The 17968-nt window shown below is 52.1% G+C and carries 20 protein-coding genes and 2 pseudogenes; 12 read left to right on the plus strand and 10 right to left on the minus strand.

The features are described 5' to 3' along the window. From C3451_RS11685 to C3451_RS11700, 4 genes and pseudogenes are all read left to right on the plus strand, one after another. Positions 1 to 109 (plus strand): IS3 family transposase (locus C3451_RS11685; RefSeq protein WP_131023897.1); only part of this gene is annotated, 109 nt, incomplete at its 5' end. A 247-nt stretch (positions 110 to 356) separates the two neighbouring features. Next, entirely contained in the window at positions 357 to 584 is a 228-nt protein-coding gene (locus C3451_RS11690) for a hypothetical protein (RefSeq protein WP_223862217.1), read from the plus strand. 261 nt (positions 585 to 845) lie between these two features. Further along, a pseudogene (locus C3451_RS24535) lies at positions 846 to 1070 on the plus strand (hypothetical protein); the annotation flags it as partial. Beyond that, entirely contained in the window at positions 1009 to 1365 is a 357-nt protein-coding gene (locus tag C3451_RS11700) for a putative T6SS immunity periplasmic lipoprotein (RefSeq protein WP_063139186.1), read from the plus strand. The pseudogene C3451_RS24535 and the gene C3451_RS11700, both read left to right, overlap by 62 nt. A gap of 21 nt (positions 1366 to 1386) precedes the next feature. On the opposite strand, the gene C3451_RS11705 is transcribed toward C3451_RS11700, so the two are convergent. After that, positions 1387 to 2031 carry a LysE family translocator gene (locus C3451_RS11705; RefSeq protein ID WP_038416650.1) on the minus strand — a complete coding sequence of 215 codons (645 nt, stop codon included), beginning with the start codon at positions 2029 to 2031 and terminating at the stop codon, positions 1387 to 1389. 543 nt (positions 2032 to 2574) lie between these two features. On the opposite strand from C3451_RS11705, the gene C3451_RS11710 reads away from it, so the two are divergent. The 3 genes and pseudogenes from C3451_RS11710 (at position 2575) to C3451_RS11720 (ending at position 5155) form a co-directional block, all read left to right on the plus strand. Continuing rightward, positions 2575 to 3750 (plus strand): outer membrane protein transport protein, encoded by a 1176-nt coding sequence (locus C3451_RS11710; RefSeq protein ID WP_045622061.1) that lies wholly within the window; start codon positions 2575 to 2577, stop codon positions 3748 to 3750. A gap of 63 nt (positions 3751 to 3813) precedes the next feature. Continuing rightward, positions 3814 to 4443: a winged helix-turn-helix transcriptional regulator gene (locus tag C3451_RS11715; protein ID WP_022649277.1), complete on the plus strand. Its 630-nt coding sequence runs from the start codon at positions 3814 to 3816 to the stop codon at positions 4441 to 4443. Between the two features lie 100 nt (positions 4444 to 4543). Further along, a pseudogene (locus C3451_RS11720) lies at positions 4544 to 5155 on the plus strand (outer membrane beta-barrel protein). A 58-nt stretch (positions 5156 to 5213) separates the two neighbouring features. Here C3451_RS11720 and C3451_RS11725 read toward each other — a convergent pair. Continuing rightward, positions 5214 to 5612, minus strand: coding sequence for a hypothetical protein (locus tag C3451_RS11725; RefSeq protein WP_022649275.1), 399 nt, complete (start codon positions 5610 to 5612; stop codon positions 5214 to 5216). Positions 5613 to 5783: 171 nt separating this feature from the next. Between C3451_RS11725 and C3451_RS11730 the strand changes: the two genes are divergently transcribed. Beyond that, the gene (locus C3451_RS11730) at positions 5784 to 7766 is read left to right on the plus strand and encodes an alkyl sulfatase dimerization domain-containing protein (RefSeq protein ID WP_045622063.1); all 1983 of its coding nucleotides are present in this window, start codon (positions 5784 to 5786) and stop codon (positions 7764 to 7766) included. 102 nt (positions 7767 to 7868) lie between these two features. Here the strand turns inward: C3451_RS11730 and C3451_RS11735 are convergent, their stop codons facing one another. Next, positions 7869 to 8753 carry an SDR family oxidoreductase gene (locus tag C3451_RS11735; protein WP_022649272.1) on the minus strand — a complete coding sequence of 295 codons (885 nt, stop codon included), beginning with the start codon at positions 8751 to 8753 and terminating at the stop codon, positions 7869 to 7871. A 61-nt stretch (positions 8754 to 8814) separates the two neighbouring features. Next, entirely contained in the window at positions 8815 to 9204 is a 390-nt protein-coding gene (locus tag C3451_RS11740) for a YdeI family stress tolerance OB fold protein (protein WP_022649271.1), read from the minus strand. Positions 9205 to 9343: 139 nt separating this feature from the next. On the opposite strand from C3451_RS11740, the gene C3451_RS11745 reads away from it, so the two are divergent. From C3451_RS11745 to C3451_RS11760, 4 genes are read left to right on the plus strand one after another with little or no spacing between them, the layout of a single operon-like run. After that, positions 9344 to 9847 carry a hypothetical protein gene (locus C3451_RS11745; RefSeq protein WP_124304315.1) on the plus strand — a complete coding sequence of 168 codons (504 nt, stop codon included), beginning with the start codon at positions 9344 to 9346 and terminating at the stop codon, positions 9845 to 9847. A 9-nt stretch (positions 9848 to 9856) separates the two neighbouring features. Beyond that, positions 9857 to 10303: a YetF domain-containing protein gene (locus C3451_RS11750; RefSeq protein ID WP_022649269.1), complete on the plus strand. Its 447-nt coding sequence runs from the start codon at positions 9857 to 9859 to the stop codon at positions 10301 to 10303. Between the two features lie 15 nt (positions 10304 to 10318). Continuing rightward, positions 10319 to 10837, plus strand: a complete 519-nt coding sequence (locus C3451_RS11755; RefSeq protein WP_022649268.1) for a 2-oxo-tetronate isomerase — start codon at positions 10319 to 10321, stop codon at positions 10835 to 10837. 16 nt (positions 10838 to 10853) lie between these two features. Continuing rightward, the gene (locus C3451_RS11760; protein ID WP_023298529.1) at positions 10854 to 11840 is read left to right on the plus strand and encodes an SDR family oxidoreductase; all 987 of its coding nucleotides are present in this window, start codon (positions 10854 to 10856) and stop codon (positions 11838 to 11840) included. Here C3451_RS11760 and C3451_RS11765 read toward each other — a convergent pair whose 3' ends face one another. The 6 genes from C3451_RS11765 to C3451_RS11790 all read right to left on the minus strand — a co-directional run bounded on the left by C3451_RS11765 (position 11841) and on the right by C3451_RS11790 (position 17915). Next, positions 11841 to 13466, minus strand: coding sequence for an alpha-amylase family protein (locus C3451_RS11765; RefSeq protein WP_045622067.1), 1626 nt, complete (start codon positions 13464 to 13466; stop codon positions 11841 to 11843). An 8-nt stretch (positions 13467 to 13474) separates the two neighbouring features. Next, positions 13475 to 14485, minus strand: coding sequence for a cytochrome d ubiquinol oxidase subunit II (gene cydB, locus C3451_RS11770; RefSeq protein ID WP_022649265.1), 1011 nt, complete (start codon positions 14483 to 14485; stop codon positions 13475 to 13477). Continuing rightward, the gene (locus C3451_RS11775) at positions 14485 to 15888 is read right to left on the minus strand and encodes a cytochrome ubiquinol oxidase subunit I (protein ID WP_003862857.1); all 1404 of its coding nucleotides are present in this window, start codon (positions 15886 to 15888) and stop codon (positions 14485 to 14487) included. The genes cydB and C3451_RS11775 overlap by 1 nt, the downstream gene beginning before the upstream one ends. 70 nt (positions 15889 to 15958) lie before the next feature. Then, positions 15959 to 16831, minus strand: coding sequence for a manganese catalase family protein (locus C3451_RS11780; RefSeq protein ID WP_022649263.1), 873 nt, complete (start codon positions 16829 to 16831; stop codon positions 15959 to 15961). A gap of 17 nt (positions 16832 to 16848) precedes the next feature. Further along, positions 16849 to 17355, minus strand: a complete 507-nt coding sequence (locus C3451_RS11785) for a ferritin-like domain-containing protein (RefSeq protein ID WP_038416640.1) — start codon at positions 17353 to 17355, stop codon at positions 16849 to 16851. A 62-nt stretch (positions 17356 to 17417) separates the two neighbouring features. Beyond that, positions 17418 to 17915 carry a ferritin-like domain-containing protein gene (locus C3451_RS11790; RefSeq protein ID WP_003862851.1) on the minus strand — a complete coding sequence of 166 codons (498 nt, stop codon included), beginning with the start codon at positions 17913 to 17915 and terminating at the stop codon, positions 17418 to 17420. Positions 17916 to 17968: the final 53 nt, after the last annotated feature.

The raw sequence follows: 17968 nt of genomic DNA on the forward strand, positions 1-17968 counted from the left end.
TGATTACATCGAAATGTTTTATAACAGTAAGCGTCGGCATGGTTCCAGCGATCAGATGTCACCGACAGAATATGAAAACCAGTATTATCAACGGCTAGGAAGTGTCTAGATTATCCGTGGCGATTCAAAGTTTGTACATGAATCAATACTAAGTGTTAATCAATACAAAGTACTTCTGACTTTCGCAAAGCGAAACCAACCATTGTCGTAATGTCCTTGCATCACCCAAATAATAAGAAAGTGGAGATGGAATCTGCCGAAAAGTTTCGGCTGGATTGCAGTAAAGTTCATCATTATGATTGCTTGCATAATCAGCGATTGGAAAAACACTTTTGGGAGATAAGGGACGAGACGATATGAAAGTGACTGATGAGGCTTTGTTACGTTCAGGGTTTACGCAGCCCGAATTGCAGAAGATAAAAAGCAATATTGATAAATATGGAGGAACGCCTGGAGAGGCCATAAATGACCTCGCTAGACGATTTGTTACCCTGGCGGGAGTGGTGGCTGTGTGTACCTTTACCCTACTGTACTTTTCGTCTTCAGCTCACCTGATAGAGCAGCTGCATGGGGGCTGGCGATGATCTTTGGGGTTGCCATTATGTCCTTCGCACAGCCGCCGGTAATTTCCTATAAATCCTGGCGTTATCGAAAAAATACAAAGGATTAACGGGTTCCATTTTCTGCTGTTAACAGGTCGAAAATCACTTTTGCTTTAACGCCATAACCGACAATCTTCATTGTTATCTTAGGAGTGCTGATTGTGCTGACATTGCGATAGTAATCGTGTGAAAGCCAGCGGAATAATCTCCAGGCTCCAGTTTTCGAGCAAGTCCTACTGGGTTGCTGAATATACCTACAGACTGGATAAAGAAAAGCTCACTGATTACTCTCTTGAACAGCAAGCCTCTATTTTAGCTGATTACTGGTTACTGCTGGTTTATGGGATTAGTAAGTGGTCTTATTATCAAAGGCCTGGGCGCATGGGGATGTACAGGGGCGTTAAACATGAAGTACAAAATGTTGCTGGGTGTTGTGTTCATCTTAACGGGATGCCCTGGGCCTGGTGATCGAATGGTAGATCGTGAATCTTCAACGGCATTAATCAAAGATAATCAAGTTTGTGTCGTGTCACCACTGGAGCCACAGGAACGGATCACTGCTATCCAAATTAACAGTGATAATAGCGACTCTCTTCACAAGATTTTTGATGACAAGCCCGTGTATGTTCAAAAGGGCGGGTGTCTTCCTGTGTTCGGATTTAAGTTTACACCTGGAGAGCGGTATAACTTCGCCTATTACGTCCAATCTGATAAATCAGGGTCACATTTAGTCACTGCTGTATTTTCTTATCCCAAAGAATAAGGGGCTGAACGCCCCATATTCTTAACGGCGTGTAAACGCCAACCTGAGCCCTAATCCAATGAATGTTACACCAACAATTCTATCCAGTATTTTCTGCAACCTTCTGTTTTGCGAAACGGTTCCGGCTGCACTACCTGCAAGTACGGCGAACGTTAAATCAGTCATAAAAGCGATCAATGCGTAGGTCATTCCCAGGAGTAGAAAAGAAGCTGTCTGGTGCTCGCTTCCAGGCGCAACGAATTGAGGGAAAAAGGAGATGAAGAATAACAGTACCTTCGGGTTGGTTAAGGTAGTTATGAAACCTTTAGTAAGTAGACTCGTCAGAGTCGCTTTTGCCTTAACACGTTCAGCTTCGTTGTGATTCGTGGTTTGCTTTGTCAGCGTTCCCCAAATCATCTTACTACCGAGATACATCAGATAAGCCGCACCGAGAGACTTAATGATGGTGAACATCATCGGAGATGCTGTTATCAACGCGGTTAATCCCACAGCGCTTGCAATTGCATGTGTGCAACTACCTAATGCTACACCAGCGGCAGAGATAATTCCCGCTCGTCTTCCATTAACCACGCTTTGACCTACCACGTAGGCTATATCAGGCCCAGGTGTAACGGAAAGGAGAAATACAGATAGGACGAAAAGCCCAAAATGAGTTATGTCCAGCATAGCCATCTCCAGAAAAAAATTATGTACCTCCATGCTAACACTGAATTTTTATGCCGTAAAAGGTGATTTTATATGCTTTTAGTCTGCTTTTGCTAAACAACGAATCACTCATGGCATAACACGCTAAGTTGCACATTTCCTGTACCCTGGATACCCTGAGATTAATCCTAATAACTCAAGGGTGAGTATGGCTAGCGGGAAGAGAAAGAATCAAAAGGAATCGCCTGAAGAAGAGTTAGATCGCCTGCTGGATGAGCTTGAACTCACACCGGAGCAACGGGAGTTTATCGAATCCATGCGAGAGGATAAGAGCGATCCCAGTAGTGAGTAACGCTTGTCTTAAGCCGAACGAGTACAAACGGCATTGTAAGAAATTCTTCTCCTGGTGCATGCAGAATCACGGTGCCTTTGTTCCGGCTGTCGCTGGAGTGTCATAAATATAATTACGCGCGCGCATAATTTAAAATTAAACCCTCTTTCTTTTTACGTAATCAATCGCCCCTGTTATATCTGTCGGCAAATTTTTTATTTCCCGGATCGCAGATGAAAACACGAATCCTCCTGTGCGCTGGCTTATTAGCTGCCTCCAGTGCCCATGCCAGCGCCCTCTATTTTTATGAAGCTGGCACCGAAGATACCGCGCTTGCCGGAGCAGGGCAGGCGGCTCGTGCGCAGGATGCCTCTACAATTATGACCAACCCGGCTGGCATGACGCGCTTACCGGATCATATGGTCACCGGTGGGTTACAGGTTATGGATGGCTCCATCGACAACCAGCTGGATAACGATGCCCATCAAAGCCCCGGCGATGTGATGAAAACCATCCCGAATGCCAGCGCCTTTTATAGTCAGAAGATAAACGATGATCTTTATGCCGGGGTCGGGCTTTACGGTAATTACGGCCTGGGGATCGATTACGGCAGCTGGATGGGCGACAGGCTGATTAAAAAGAGTACCATGGTAGCCATGACGCTCAGCCCCTCGCTGGCCTATAAGCTTAACGACCGTCTTTCGATTGGCGCGTCCGCCAACGTTAACTACGGTTACTTCTCGCTGACTCGCAGCGTTAACGATGATGACTACCGGCGACGCGATGAAGACCTGGCCATGAGCTATCGGCTTGGGCTGCTGATGCAGCTAACTGACCAGACCCGAGCCGGTATTACCTGGAACAGCGAAACGGACTACAGCTTCAATATTGACGGCAACGCGCGTCTACAGAACGGCACCTACGACCTGCCGGTGTCAGCACAAATCAGCGCGCCGCAGCAAATTATGCTCAGCCTTGTGCATGACATTAACCCGCAGTGGTCGGTTATGGGCGATCTCGGCTGGCAGGACTGGAGCCAGTTCGGCGCGCCGCAAATCGTCGTCGGGGACCAGCAGCTTAACAACGTCAGCCGCCTGAAGGACACGTGGCACGGTGCGGTGGGCGTGCAGTATCGTCCAACGCCTCAGTGGCGACTGAATGCCGGTGTGGCGTTCGACAGCTCGCCGTATGAAAGCCAGAGCGATGTGGCCTTAACCTTACCTACCGGCGATGAGTGGCGATTTGGTACGGGAGCCCAGTATCAGATCACCCCGGCCAGCAATATTGGTATTGCCGTGTCGTATCTTCATATGCAGTCGTCGCATGTGAAATCGCCGGTGGCGTTTGCCGGAAGTTACGACCATCCTTATCTTTGGTTTGCCAGCGTCAACTACAGCTATCAGTTTTGATCGGCTAACCGCTTAAAATATATGGTCTATAATGGCAGATACTGAATGTCAGAAGGTTGTACCATGCATATTTTACCGCCTGTTCGACCCGAAAAATCCATCGAACGACTGACCGCTATCCTTGAGCCGATAGCGGAGAAAGTGCACGTTGTTCCACGTAAGCGACTCACCTGGTTACGGAAGGGGAAACAGCAGATGTACCTCTTTCTGGAAGGGGAGCTGTCCCTGCTGCGGACATCGGATGGACTGGTGGTCGTGACCGTTTACGAGCCGCATTTGTTTGGTATTGCTGAGATGATCCAGCCTACGCAAGGCCATTTTCTCCGTGCGGAAAGGGAGTCGACCATTTTACGTCTCGATGCGGACAAGGCGGCCGAGTTATTCCGTGCCGAGGGCGTCTGGGAGGATGTCGCAGCGCTGCTCTCATACCATACGGCCTATTTGATATTCCGTGATGCGCAGGTACTCCAGCAGCGTACCTATTCCGTTATTCGTAACCACCTTCAGGAAATGATTTTGCTCCCGGAGGAGACGCGTTTGCGTACCACGATACTGGAATATATTCAGGATCGTACGCTGCTTTCTCGCAGTAGTATACTCAATGTATTATCCGCCCTTAAACAGGGAGAATATATCTCCTTTAAGCGCGGTGGGTATTTGCTTGAAGTCAGACACTTACCTGAATCATTCTAGGGGAAGTTTAAAATTAAACAGAAATGGAATTAACGAGGCTGTTAATTTTCTATATCGTTTGCTTTCTAAGGTTTATCTTTATTAAGTAAACGGTATATTTATGAAAAAGACAGTTCTCGCTTTGATTATGGTTAATGCGTTTACCGCCACTTCCGCGTTCGCCGCCGCTGATGCGGGCACCTGGTATGGCGGAGCGAAATTCGGCTGGTCACACTATTTTGATACCAATATGGGTTCAAAAGCGTTTGATAACAATAATTCCGACCACTTCGATTTTGACCATGATAATGTCGGTGGGGGTGTTTATACGGGTTACCAGATTACCCCATGGCTTGCGGTAGAAGGCGGTTATGATTATTTAGGCAACATGCAGATCAAGGGTCAGCATGGCGCAGGGGCGCAAATGAAGACGCAGGGTCTGTAAATGTCACTGAAGGCCAGCTATGCCTTGACCAATGACTGGGATATCTACGGCCGTGCCGGTGCGATGGGCTATCGCGCTGAATCCGATGTAAGTGGTCACAATCGTTTTGAAACCGGTGTGCGCCCGCTTGCAGCTGTGGGTACTGAATACGCCTTCAATAAAAACTGGGCTGGCCGCCTGGAATATCAGTGGGTAAGCAATGTGGGTAATGCAAACCAGATCGGTGTGAGCAGCGACCTGAGTTCCGTCACCGCAGGGCTTAGCTATCGCTTTGGTCAGTACGACTGATGCATGTGATATGGCGATTAAGAAAAACCCGGCTGCTATGTTGCCGGGTTTTTTGTTATCAGCTGGCGAATAACGGTTCAAGCATAATATGAATATTTTGCAGGCCCGTGACATTATTGTCTTTCAGGTATTGCTGATTAACCATATCTAACTGTTCCAGTTTGGTCAGCGAGGCGTAAACGCGTTGAACAGCGCTGTCCGCAACAAAAATTTCTTTTGCGGTAGTGTCCTGAAGATACTGTGATTTTACGCTGCGCGTTAAGTTATCGATCTGCTGTTTATTTTCCTGATAAAGAGACGCGATATGAGATATCTGTGCCTGCGGCGGTTTTTCCCCCGGTAATACCAGCGGAATTTGCAGATGATTAATCTTTTCAACGTTGTCTGGTGGTGGAGAGCTACATGCTGTTAATGTGCTCAGACTTAATATAGCGAAAAAGAACGGCAGGCTCTTCATCGAATCACTCCGGGGAAATAATTGGACTCAGCATTATCCCTGAAGGCCGCAGCGACGAAAGAATAAACTTATTTATTTATAAACGTTATTTCCATAGGTAAAAGAAAAGCCCGGTGATAGCCTCCTTTCCCCCCATGTACCGCCAGCGTGAATATGACGCCTCGAGGATGTATGAAATTTAAAACTCTCGTTAGTGCGATGGCCGTTGCTGGTCTGCTATTGGCCTCGTTGATCTCATTGCCTGTCCTGGCACAAAAGGAGGTGAAGGAAGCCACTGCCCATACGAAACAAATGAATGATGCACTTTATGGTCAACTGCCCTTCTTTGATAAAACCGATTTCCGAAATGCGCATAAAGGCTTTATTGCCCCGCTGCCACCTGCGGTGATTAAAGGTGAAAAAGGCGCCGTTATCTGGAATCCCCAGAAATACGCTTTTATCAAAGAAGGGCAAAAAGCGCCGGATACCGTCAACCCGAGCCTGTGGCGTCAGGCGCAGCTGAATAATATCGGCGGTCTGTTTGAAGTCACGGAAGGCGTCTACCAGATCCGCAACCTCGATCTGTCGAATATGACAATCATAGAGGGCAAAGAGGGGATCACGGTTATCGATCCGCTGGTGTCTGCGGAAACGGCTAAAGCGGGCATGGATCTTTACGTTAAGCATCGCGGCAAACGTCCGGTTGTTGCCGTTATTTATACCCATAGCCACGTCGATCATTATGGCGGCGTGCGTGGCGTAATTGATGAAGCCGGGGTAATGTCCGGCAAAGTGAAAGTCTATGCGCCAGCCGGTTTTATGGAAGAGGCGGTATCGGAAAATATCATGGCCGGAAACGCCATGAGCCGCCGTGCCAGCTATATCCACGGAAACCTGCTGAAACCCGGTGTGAAGGGGCAGGTGGGGGCAGGTCTGGGGACTACCACCTCAGCCGGAACGGTCACGCTCATCGCGCCCACTCACTCTATTACCGAAGAGGAGCAGAAAGAGGTCATTGACGGTCTCACCTATGACTTTATGCTGACGCCGGAATCGGAAGCACCGTCTGAAATGCTCTGGTATGTGGAAGAGAAAAAGCTGATCGAAGCAGCAGAGAACGTCACTCACACCCTGCACAATACCTACTCGCTGCGCGGGGCTAAAATACACGATCCGCTGGCATGGTCAAAGTACATCAATAACGCCATTGATCGTTGGGGTGATAAAGCGGAAATCATTATCGCGCAGCACCACTGGCCCACGTGGGGTAACAAAAAAGTGGTGAAGCTGATGAAAAGCCAGCGTGATATCTACCGCTATATCAACGACCAGACGCTCAGACTGGCGAATAAGGGGCTGACGAGGGATGAAATAGCCGCTAATTTCGCCCTGCCTTACGGGCTGGCTAAATCCTGGGCAGGCCGTGGCTATTACGGCTCGGTAAGCAACAACGTCAAAGCCACCTATGTCTACTATCTTGGCTGGTTCGACGGCAATCCGGCGACGCTCGATGAACTGCCTCCGGTCGAGGCGGCGAAAAAGTATGTCGATTACATGGGCGGAGCCCGCGCGATCCTTGAAAAAGCCCGTGTCGATTATGCCCGGGGGAATTATCGCTGGGTGGCTCAGGTGGTCAGTAAAGTCGTTTTTGCCGATCCGAATAATAAGGCGGCGCGCGAACTGGAAGCCGATGCGTTTGAACAGCTGGGATACCATGCGGAGTCAGGGCCGTGGCGTAACGCCTACCTCACCGGTGCGCAAGAGTTGCGTAACGGCGTGAAGATAAAGCCGACGCCCAAAACCGCCAGCCCGGATGCGGTCCGTGCCATGTCAACTGAGATGATTTTTGACTACTTCGGCGTTCACCTTAACGGCGTCAGAGCGGCGAATGCCAGAGGCATTTTTAACGTTGATTTAGGCCGCGAGGGCGGCAGGTATAAGCTGGAGCTGGAGAATGGCGTGCTAAACCACAGTGCCAATATCCAGGCAGAAGATCCGGATGCAACCATTACGCTCAGCCGCGAAACGCTGAACAAAATCATCCTTAAGGAAACCACGCTGAAAAAGGCGCAACAGGCAGGAGAGGTGACGATCGTCGGCAACGCCGTGAAGGTAGATGAAATGCTGCGCTGCATGGAGAGCTTCAGTTTCTGGTTTCCTGTCGTCACCCCTTAAAAGTAAAAAAGGCTGCTTTCGCAGCCTTTTAGCATTAGCCAACAACAATTTGCCGGGTGGCGGCTTCGCCTTACCCGGCCTACACTCTGCGCTGCTTGAGCGCTAGATGACGCCGTCGCCGCCGTCAGAACACCAGACCTGCCCGGAGGTGTATGAACACTCATCCGAGGCCAGAGTGACATACAGCGGTGCGATCTCCACGGGCTGTCCCGGGCGTCCCAGAGGGGTACTCTCGCCAAAATGTTTCACTTTTTCCTGTGGCTGCCCACCGCTGGGCTGGAGCACGGTCCAGTAAGGTCCGGGCGCTACCGCGTTCACGCGGATCCCTTTCGGACCCAGCTGTTTCGCCAGCGCTTTGGTAAACACCGCGAGACAGGCTTTGGTCTGCGCATAGTCAAGCAGTACGGCGCTCGGTTTTACCGCCTGTACAGATGAGGTATTAATGATGGAAGCGGGAGCTTTCATGTGGCGCAACGCCGCCTTTGTGATCCAGAAAGGCGCATAGACGTTGGTTTTAAAGGTCGCGTCAAAATCTTCCGTGGTCAGTTCTTCCAGCGTCTCACGGTACTGCTGGCGGCCTGCGTTATTCACCAGGATGTCCAGCCCGCCCAGTTTTCCGACGGCCTGTTCCACCAGGTTCTGACAAAAAGTTTCGTCCCGCACATCGCCCGGAAGCGCGACGGCATTCCGTCCTTCCGCTTTAATCAGGGCGATCACTTCCGCAGCGTCTTCTTCCTCTTCCGGCAAATAGTTAATGGCGACATCTGCCCCTTCGCGGGCATAGGCAATGGCTACCGCGCGTCCGATGCCAGAATCGCCACCGGTAATTAGCGCCTTCTTACCGGTAAGCCGGCCATGCCCTTTGTAGCTTGTCTCGCCGTGATCGGGAACAGGGTCCATTTCAGAGGCCAGGCCCGGTGGCGTCTGGGGCTGCTCCGGGAAAGGTGGCGTTGGGTAAGCGTTAGTACGTTGTTCATTATCACTCATAGCTAACTCCTTGTTAGGGGTGAGATTTGATGGATAGTTACAGCGTTAACGCTTCGCTGAATTATTTTTGCAAGTGGCTGACCCGCACTACGGGTGGGGATGATTTTTTATCGAGCGAGCCGCTAATACTGATCATGTTGTCAGGTTCCACGGTTCTGTCATCAAATACGGCTTTCGGGATAATAACGTCGATTTTCCCGGTTTTATCCTGGAATACGTATTTATCGCCGTTGCCATCAATAAGATTGCCACGCAGTGAAATAGAGGCGCCATCATGCATCTCTTTCGCCTGAGTAATGGTCATAATGCGCGCATCATCGGTACCACGATAACCACTGTCCAGGGCGTGCGGCGGTGGCGGCGCTTCACCCTTTTGTAACCCGCCGTTATTATCTGCCCATGCGGAAGGGATAATTAATATTAACAAGGCTGAAATCACTGATAATTTCATCTGATATCCTTCATTTTGGATGTCTTGACTTATTAAGTATTGTTGCTATTCCTTTATGTGGCAAATGTGATAAGTCTTAAAAGCATTTGCGTAGAAAAATCAAAAATTTCGGCAATTAAGCGAAACGGTGACAAAAGCCATGGAACCAAAAAATGAAAAAGTGCCTGGGATAAGAGAGAGTTATCGTTTACTGACGTTTGAGTATGCATTTCGTCAGGTGGGTTTTATTGTACTGTTAGGTATTATCGTGGCCGCATTAGCCGGCCTGTTTTCCAGCGGTGCGGTTAGCGACGTGGAGAGAACAAACGAAGCAAAATCCCTGAACCTGAGCTATGAGCGCTTCGGCCGCCGCCAGACCGAATCGCGGATGACGCTGACGTTTCCGGTGACGTCTGAGGGTAAATATATTCTCAGCCTGACCAGCGAAAGCAGCGACGTATATGAGCCGGGCAGCGTCTGGCCGCAGCCGGACAGCATGTATAGCCGGGGGAATACCCTGTTTCTCGTTTACGACAATCTGAAACAGAGCGATAAGTTCACCGTCCTGCTGTTCATCACGCCGACAAAAGCAGGGAAATGGACAAACAGCATCCGCGTAAACAACGGGCCAGATATCCGCTTCTGGCAGTTTATTTACCCCTAGGAGTCGAATATGGACATGGTTTTTCGTGCCCTGGCAATATACCTGTTTCTGGTGATCGTGTTTAAAGTCGCCGGACGGCGCGCCCTGCTGCAAATGACCAGCTTTGACCTTATTTTGCTCTTAATTATCAGTGAGGCGACACAGCAGGCGCTACTGGGCGAAGATTTTTCCGTCACCGGTGCGATGATTACAATAACAACGCTGGTGGTGGTGGATATTATTTTTGGCCTGATTAAAAAATATTCTTCTTCTGTTGAGAATGTTCTTGATGGCACCCCGGTGATATTGGTAGAGAATGGTATTCCCATTGCGGATAAACTGAAAAAAGTCGATGTATCCTGCGATGATATATTGGTTTCAGCACGGCAGAACCACGGCATAACGGAATTAAAGGATATTAAGTACGCGATCCTTGAGCGTAACGGCCATATTTCAATTATTCCTGAAGAAAATTAACTAAGGGGCACATCCATGAGCAACCTTATTCACGATAATAATACGACCATCAGCGAGCTGACGAAAAAGCTTGCCACTACGCTCACAGAAAGAGGACTGCGTCTAACCACGGCGGAGTCCTGCACCGGGGGTAATCTCGCGGTTGCGCTTTGCGCTGAAGAGAACACGGCGGAATTTTATGACGTTGGCATGGTGGTGTTCAGCGATGCGGCGAAGGAGAGGATCCTCGGCGTGCGGCACGAAACGATTGAGCGCTTCACCGCCGTCAGTGAACAAACGGTTACTGAGATGGCCGCTAAAATTCGCGATATTGCCGAGGCGGATATTGGTGTTGCCATCAGCGGCTATGCGGGACCGGAAGGCGGAGACGATGGCACGGCAGCCGGTACGGTCTGCTTCGGCTGGAATATTCGCGGACAGACGGAAACCCGCACCGTGCTGTTTTCCGGTGAATGTCAGGATGTGGTGGAAAAAGCGGTGCGTTATTCGCTGTCTGAACTGATCGAAATACTCTCCGGATGGGATAACGTCTGAGACAAGGGGAAAGGTTATGGCTGTTATCGTTATTACCGGCGGTACGGCGGGCGTGGGGAAAGCCACGGCGCTGCACTTTGCTAAAGCGGGCTACGATGTAGGCATTATTGCCCGCGATGAGCAGAGCCTGCGCTCCACAGAAGAGGAGTTGCGCCGTTTCGGGATCAACGCGTGTGCCGTTCAGGCCGACGTGGCGGACAGCAAGGCGGTGACCGATGCTGCTAACGAAATTGAATACCGGCTTGGAGCCATCGATGTGTGGGTGAATAACGCCATGGGCGGGATGCTGGCGCCGTTTCGCACCATGTCCCCGGAGGAGTTTCGCCGCGTCACCGAGGTGACCTATCTGGGCTATGTTAACGGCACCCGCGCCGCGCTGGAGTTAATGACCCCTCGCGATCGTGGAACGATTATTCAGGTTGGCTCCGCGCTGGCCTACCGTTCCATTCCCTTGCAGTCAGCCTACTGTGGGGCGAAGGCCGCGATCCGCGGATTTACCGATGCCGTACGCACCGAGCTGATGCATGAAAACAGCCGGGTGCAGATCGCAATGGTACAGATGCCGGGCCTCAATACGCCGCAGTTCGAGTGGGCGAGGAATAAATTTGCCTGGGCGATGCGCCCGGTTCCTCCCGTATTTCAGCCGGAAGTGGCCGCCAGCGCTATTTTTAAGGTGGCGCAGAAACCGGTGCGGGAGCTATGGGTGGGCAGCAGCACCGTCCAGTCGATTGTCGGGCAGTTTCTTTTCCCCGGTTTTCTGGACCGGCTGATGGTTAAAAAGGCCTGGGAAGGGCAGATGACCGATACGCTAAATGCGGATGACCGTCAGGACTATCTGGATCAGCCGGTTAACGATCTGCATAAAATCCACGGGCATTTCACCGACGAAGCAAAAGAGCGCGCCACCAGCGTTACCTCCGGCATGCCGGGGAAAGTGCTGCTCGGCTCCCTCGCCGTTACGGGCGCGATCGTGGCGCGTCTGCTGCTCTCGCGGAGACGATAATCAGCGCAGTGCGGTACGATCGGTCCAGAACCAGCGGTAGCCATAGCCGCTGAGGTTAAGCGCGACGGTTTTGCCGCATACCAGCGCGTCGTCGTAGCGTTTGTCCGCCAGGCATGCGGTCCAGGTCGCATGCCGGATCCCTCTGGCGGTAAAATTAACGGGCTTATCGCTGAAATTAACGAAGGTCAGAATGCTGCGCGTGTCGGTTTCGTAATAGATCCCCAGTACCGCATCGTTGTCGATAGTAATAAGACGAAACGGCGCGACGCCGATCTCAGGAAACTCCGAGCGCGTATTGGCGATATCGATAATGCAGTGCAGGAGGGAGTTGCGGTGCAACAGCGAATCCGCCACGTTGATTTTTTGATAGCGGTACGGACCATGGTCAATCATTGGGGCGATAAAGGTTTCCGGGTCGGCATCTGAGAAACCGCCGCCCTGCGATCCGGCCCACTGCATCGGGGTGCGTACGGCGTAACGCTCCTCCAGATCTAAATCATCGCCCATTCCAATTTCATCCCCGTAGCGCATGACCGGTACGCCCGGCAGCGAAAACAAGACCGCATGGCAAAAGGCCAGCCGCTTTCGATCGCCCTTAAGCATCGGCGCCAGACGGCGGCGGATCCCTCGCTGATACACGCTCATCTCTTCATCAGGGGCGAAGGCATCAATGACGGTCTGCTTCGCTTTTTTGCCTATCCCTTCCAGATCCAGCTCATCATGATTGCGCAGCCAGTTGGCGAAGCAGCAGGAGTCCGGCGGCACGATCATCTTCTTCACTGCGTTGCGCAGCGGTCGTGCGCTCTTCTCTGCAAGGCTGACGTAAAAGTACTTATTGAGCCAGAAATTCAGCACCAGGTTGAGCCGGTCATTCTGACCAAAATAATCTTTGTAGGCGTCGACCTCCACGTCGACTTCGCCGAGCAGGATCGCGTCCGGATTGCGCTGTTCGATAAGACGGCGCAGATGCTCCAGGATCCACAGGCCACGTTTTTCATCTCCACGCCCGGCCTGTTTTGTCAGGTGCGACGCTGCATCCAGGCGAAAGCCCGACACCCCGAGCTTTAGCCAGAAGATGATGATGTTCTCAACCTCCTTCAGCACCGCCGGGGAGGCCAGATTGAGATCCGGCTCGTGGTGATAAAACATATGCCGGTAGTATTGCCCCGCTTCGTCGTCCCATGTCCAGACGCTCTTTTCCACGCCGGGGAACATCGGTGGCGTATCGTCCTCGTCCGTGTCAGACCAGAGATAATAGTCACGGTAGGGTGACTGCGGGTTGCGGCGGGCCTGCTGAAACCAGGGATGCGCATCCGAGGTGTGCTGGATCAGCAGCTCAATAATGACCTTCATCCCCAGCTCCCGCGCCTGTTCAATAAAGGCGATGATATCGTTGAGCTTGCCGAAGCGGGGATCGACCTGCAAATGGTCGCTTACGTCATAGCCTTCATCGAGAAAAGGGGTGAGGTAAAACGGGGTGATCCAGATAACCGTCGCGCCCATCCGGCGGATGTAGCGCAACTTCGCGGCGATCCCGGCGATGTCGCCACAGCCATCGCCGTTAAGATCGTAAAACAGGGCGGTATCAATCTGGTAAATAATGGCGCGTGTATGCCAGCCTGCCATAGCAATCCTTAGTGATAACCTTCGGTATCAGACACTTTGCCCCGGAAGACGTAGTAGCTCCAGGCGGTGTAAACCAGGATCACCGGGATGATTAACAGCGTGCCGATCAGCATAAACAGCTGGCTGGCAGGCGGCGCGGCGGCTTCCCACAGGGTGATGTGCGGCGGGATAATGTGTGGCCACAGGCTGATGCCCAGTCCGCTAAAGCCGAGGAAAATCAGGCCCAGCGTTAACAGGAACGGACGGGCATGGCTGTCGGGATTGCGCGTCAGCCGCCAGATCCACAGGCTGAATACCGCCACCAGAACCGGAACCGGCAGGAACCAGAAGAAGTTAGGCAGTGTAAACCAGCGCTCGGCGACAAACTGCCAGCCGAGCGGGGTCCAGATACTCACCACCGCAATAACGGCGATCAGTGCCAGCAGCACGTGCCGGGTCAGCTCACGCATCCGGTTTTGCAGCGCGCCTTCGCTTTTCATGATCAGCCATGTGGTAGCCAGCAGGGTATAGGCGACAATCAAACCCAGCCCGCAGAACAGGTTAAACGGGGTTAACCAGTCCAGCGAGGAGCCCACAAAGCGTCGCCCTTCCACGTCAAAGCCGTTGATCATCGCGCCGACCACGATCCCCTGGCTGAAGGTTGCCAGCAGGGAACCGCCAGCAAAAGAATAGTCCCAGAATTTGCGGTGGGAAGGGGTCGCCTTAAAGCGAAACTCAAATGCCACGCCGCGGAAAATAAGCCCGATCAGCATGGCCGTGAGCGGGATGGTCAGGGCATCGATAATCACCGCGTAGGCCAGCGGAAACGCGCCGAACAACCCTGCGCCGCCGAGAACCAGCCATGTTTCATTTCCGTCCCAGACCGGAGCGACGCTGTTCACCATCACGTCGCGTTCTTTGGCATCGCCCACAAAGCTGAACAGCATGCCGATACCGAGATCGAAACCGTCCATGATGATGTACATCAGCGTGGCGAAGACAATAATGGCAAACCAGATGACCGGGATATCGACGCCCATCAGATCTTCTCCTCTTCCGGAACAGACTCGGCGGCGGACAGCGGACGGGCAGGGGTGCCCGACGTATTAGACGTTAGCGTGCCGACAGGCTGCGGCCCTTTCTTTATCAACCGGGCGAGATAAACATAACCCACGCCAAATACCGAACAGTAGACCACGATAAAAGCCAGCAGGCTGATGCTCATCTGCAACGTGCTGTGCAGAGACACCGCATCTATCGTGCGCAGATAGCCGTAGACGACCCACGGCTGGCGGCCCACTTCGGTGGTAACCCACCCGGCGAGCAGCGCAAGCAGTCCGGCTGGCCCCATGCACAGGGCAAACCAGTGGAATGGTCGCGAGTGATAGAGCCGGCGGCGATAGCGCAGCCAGACGCTCAGCACACCAAGCGTAATCATCAGCAGCCCCATGCCGACCATAATGCGGAAGGACCAGAAGACGATGAGCGAGTTCGGGCGGTCCTCTTTCGGGAAATCTTTCAGCGCCGGGACCTGTTTATCCAGGCTGTGCGTCAGGATCAGGCTGCCGAGCGCCGGAATTTCAAGCCCGTATTTGGTGCGCTCCTCCTCCATATCCGGTACGCCGAACAGCAGCAGCGGGGTAGCCTCGCCGGGCGGATTTTCCCAGTGGCCTTCAATCGCGGCGATTTTGGCAGGCTGATGCTCAAGCGTATTCAGGCCGTGCATATCCCCAACGACTGCCTGGATGGGCGCGACCAGCAGCGCCATCCACATGGCCATGGAGAACATTTTGCGAATAGCGGGCGTGTCGTTGCCGCGCAGCAAATGCCATGCCCCGGACGCGCCCACAAACAAGGCGCTGCACAGGAAGGCGGCGATGGACATATGGATCAGACGGTATGGGAATGAGGGGTTAAAAATAATGGCCAGCCAGTCTTCGGGAATGACCTGACCGTTCTGAATACTGAAGCCCTGCGGGGTGTGCATCCAGCTGTTGGAGGCGAGGATCCAGAAGGTGGACATCAGCGTGCCCAGCGCTACCATGCAGGTGGCAAAGAAGTGCAGGCCGGGGCCGACCTTGTTCCAGCCGAACAACATCACGCCCAGGAAACCGGCTTCGAGGAAGAAGGCGGTTAAGACTTCATAAGTGAGCAGAGGGCCGGTTATGCTGCCTGCGAACTGGGAAAATCCGCTCCAGTTAGTCCCAAACTGATAAGCCATTACCAGCCCGGAAACCACGCCCATACCAAAGTTAACGGCGAAAATTTTCAGCCAGAAATGGTAAAGCGAGCGCCAGACATCATTTTTTGTGCGAAGCCACATGCCCTCGAGAACCACCAGATAGCTCGCAAGCCCGATGGTGATTGCCGGAAAGAGAATATGGAAAGAGACGGTAAAGGCGAACTGTATCCTGGCCAGATGAAACGCATCAAGCTCGAACATGCTCCGTACCTCTGGAACTGATAGCCCACAAGGCATTGCCAGACAGCCTCAGGCTGCCTGGCAAAACCGGTTACGGTTTTTTCTTACCCGCGCCAAGCTCGGCACCGGTAAGCGGATCGGCTTTAGGATCGGATTTCGTACGTGCGCACATTGCTTTGACCAGCGTAGCCTGCTCTGTTGTGAGCGTTACGCTTGCGCCGCCGTCACCGCCATCGACCGCTGGCTGAGGAGATTCCACGTAGTCGAAGTGCTTGTCGCTGTTCCAGCTTCCGCGAACTTCTCCCCCCTCAGACATATTGTAGTACTTGTTGGTGTACTCTTCGATTGGCGGCAATTTACCCGGTGGGAAGTTGTTACGGATCGACTGGAGCGCCTTCTCAAACGAAAGCTGGTGTGCTGCCTCACGCGTCATTAAAAACGCCAGCGCATCTTTAACACCTGGATCGTCCGTTACGTTAATAAGCCGTTCGTAGATAATTTTGGCGCGCGCCTCGGCCGCAATGTTGGAGCGCAGATCCGCGGTGGGTTCGCCAATGGTATCCACGTACGCCGCCGTCCACGGTACGCCTGCGGAATTAGTGAGCGGAGTACCGCCCCCGTAGAGCAGGGAAGTGATATGACTGTCGTTGCCGTTTTCGGTCATGGACCGGTACAGCTCCGCTTCATTTTCAACGCCTTCCGCCAGTTCACCTTTCGCACCCTTATTAAGCATACCCACCAGGGTGCCGATAATTTCCAGGTGACTTAACTCCTCGGTCGCGATATCCATCAGCATATCTTTACGGCCGGGATCGTCGTCGCTCAATCCTTGCGTAAAGTAACGACATGCCGCGGCAAGTTCGCCCTGTGGCCCGCCAAACTGCTCAAGCAGAAGATTAGCCAGACCCGGATTCGGTTCGGCTACGCGTACCGTGTATTGCAGCTGTTTTACGTGTCGAAACATAGTTTCTCCCTCTTCCGTTATTTTTTCGCTTCAACGCCGTCCGCGTCGGAGCGCAGCAGGAACTGTTCCGTCGTCTGTGGAATATGTTGAATCAGCCAGTCCGCCATCTGGCGCTCTTCTTCCAGAATGGATTCAATGGCTGGAATGGAGGCGGTATCGCCCGCTTGTTTGGCCGCGGCCAGCAGAGAGGTGTAGCAGGCAATTTCAAACTGCTCAAAAACGTAGCCGCTGATGGAGCCTTTAACAATTTCGTCGGAAGGGAACATGCCGCCAATGGACTGGCCGAGCGCCGCCATTTTGCTCATGGAATCTTTTATGACCGAACGGGAAATATCATTGCGGTCGAGAATTTCTTCCAGCACGGTAATTTGATGTTTAGTTTCATTAACGTGTTGTTCAATTCGTGCACGTAAGTCGGGATAATTATCAATACGGCTGGCCATTGATTCCAGCATGGATTCGGCTTGCTTTTCCATCGCATGGGCATCGCGTAGCCAATCATGGTAGTGTTCTACATGATTCATAATTAACTCCTGTGATTTATTTTCTGGTTAATTGTTGGTGCTGATGCTCATCAAATTATTATTTATCCTTTCTGGGCTTTTTGATTAATATTGCCGACAGCCAGATCGGTTAATTTGAGATCGGTTTCTTTTTCTTCTTCCAGCGTTTCTGCAAGAAGTTTAACGGCTTTTTTATAGCCTAATTGTTCAGCCAGGGTGGCTAGGGTGCCATAGCTGGCAATTTCGTAGTGTTCGACTTTCTGTGCGGCGGCAATTAATGCAGCATCACGCACTTCGTTTTTCTCAGTGCTCTCAATAACTTCGTTGGCTTCTTCAATTAAGCCTTCCATTGCAACGCATTTCATGCGCTTCAGCTTGAGGCCGGATTCCTGCTCAATAATCTGATCGATACGTTCGATCTGTCCCTGCGTCTCCTCAAGGTGAGCCGTGAACGCAGCGCTCAGCTTCTCGCTTGATGCGGCACGGGCTAACTTGCTTAGCGCGCGGGTCAGCTGCTTCTCAGCGCTGTAGGTATCGGATAACAGGTGAATAAATACATCTTCAACAGTTTTCATATTCATATATTCGCTCCAGTGAAATAAAGGGAAGGTACTGCGAGCCGACAGGCCCGCAG

Source organism: Enterobacter sp. 301B (assembly GCF_003850715.1).
Classification (GTDB): Bacteria; Pseudomonadota; Gammaproteobacteria; order Enterobacterales; family Enterobacteriaceae; genus Enterobacter; species Enterobacter intestinihominis.

Coding starts and splice junctions, on each gene's coding strand:
- C3451_RS11760 (WP_023298529.1), top strand. CDS start 10,854: ATGGCTGTTATCGTTATTACCGGCGGTACGGCGGGCGTGGGGAAAGCC.
- C3451_RS11785 (WP_038416640.1), bottom strand. CDS start 17,355: ATGAATCATGTAGAACACTACCATGATTGGCTACGCGATGCCCATGCG.
- C3451_RS11780 (WP_022649263.1), bottom strand. CDS start 16,831: ATGTTTCGACACGTAAAACAGCTGCAATACACGGTACGCGTAGCCGAA.
- C3451_RS11715 (WP_022649277.1), top strand. CDS start 3,814: ATGCATATTTTACCGCCTGTTCGACCCGAAAAATCCATCGAACGACTG.
- C3451_RS11690 (WP_223862217.1), top strand. CDS start 357: ATGAAAGTGACTGATGAGGCTTTGTTACGTTCAGGGTTTACGCAGCCC.
- C3451_RS11765 (WP_045622067.1), bottom strand. CDS start 13,466: ATGGCAGGCTGGCATACACGCGCCATTATTTACCAGATTGATACCGCC.
- C3451_RS11730 (WP_045622063.1), top strand. CDS start 5,784: ATGAAATTTAAAACTCTCGTTAGTGCGATGGCCGTTGCTGGTCTGCTA.
- C3451_RS11745 (WP_124304315.1), top strand. CDS start 9,344: ATGGAACCAAAAAATGAAAAAGTGCCTGGGATAAGAGAGAGTTATCGT.
- C3451_RS11790 (WP_003862851.1), bottom strand. CDS start 17,915: ATGAATATGAAAACTGTTGAAGATGTATTTATTCACCTGTTATCCGAT.
- C3451_RS11710 (WP_045622061.1), top strand. CDS start 2,575: ATGAAAACACGAATCCTCCTGTGCGCTGGCTTATTAGCTGCCTCCAGT.
- C3451_RS11740 (WP_022649271.1), bottom strand. CDS start 9,204: ATGAAATTATCAGTGATTTCAGCCTTGTTAATATTAATTATCCCTTCC.
- C3451_RS11735 (WP_022649272.1), bottom strand. CDS start 8,753: ATGAGTGATAATGAACAACGTACTAACGCTTACCCAACGCCACCTTTC.
- C3451_RS11700 (WP_063139186.1), top strand. CDS start 1,009: ATGAAGTACAAAATGTTGCTGGGTGTTGTGTTCATCTTAACGGGATGC.
- C3451_RS11775 (WP_003862857.1), bottom strand. CDS start 15,888: ATGTTCGAGCTTGATGCGTTTCATCTGGCCAGGATACAGTTCGCCTTT.
- C3451_RS11750 (WP_022649269.1), top strand. CDS start 9,857: ATGGACATGGTTTTTCGTGCCCTGGCAATATACCTGTTTCTGGTGATC.
- C3451_RS11725 (WP_022649275.1), bottom strand. CDS start 5,612: ATGAAGAGCCTGCCGTTCTTTTTCGCTATATTAAGTCTGAGCACATTA.
- C3451_RS11755 (WP_022649268.1), top strand. CDS start 10,319: ATGAGCAACCTTATTCACGATAATAATACGACCATCAGCGAGCTGACG.
- C3451_RS11705 (WP_038416650.1), bottom strand. CDS start 2,031: ATGCTGGACATAACTCATTTTGGGCTTTTCGTCCTATCTGTATTTCTC.
- cydB (WP_022649265.1), bottom strand. CDS start 14,485: ATGGGCGTCGATATCCCGGTCATCTGGTTTGCCATTATTGTCTTCGCC.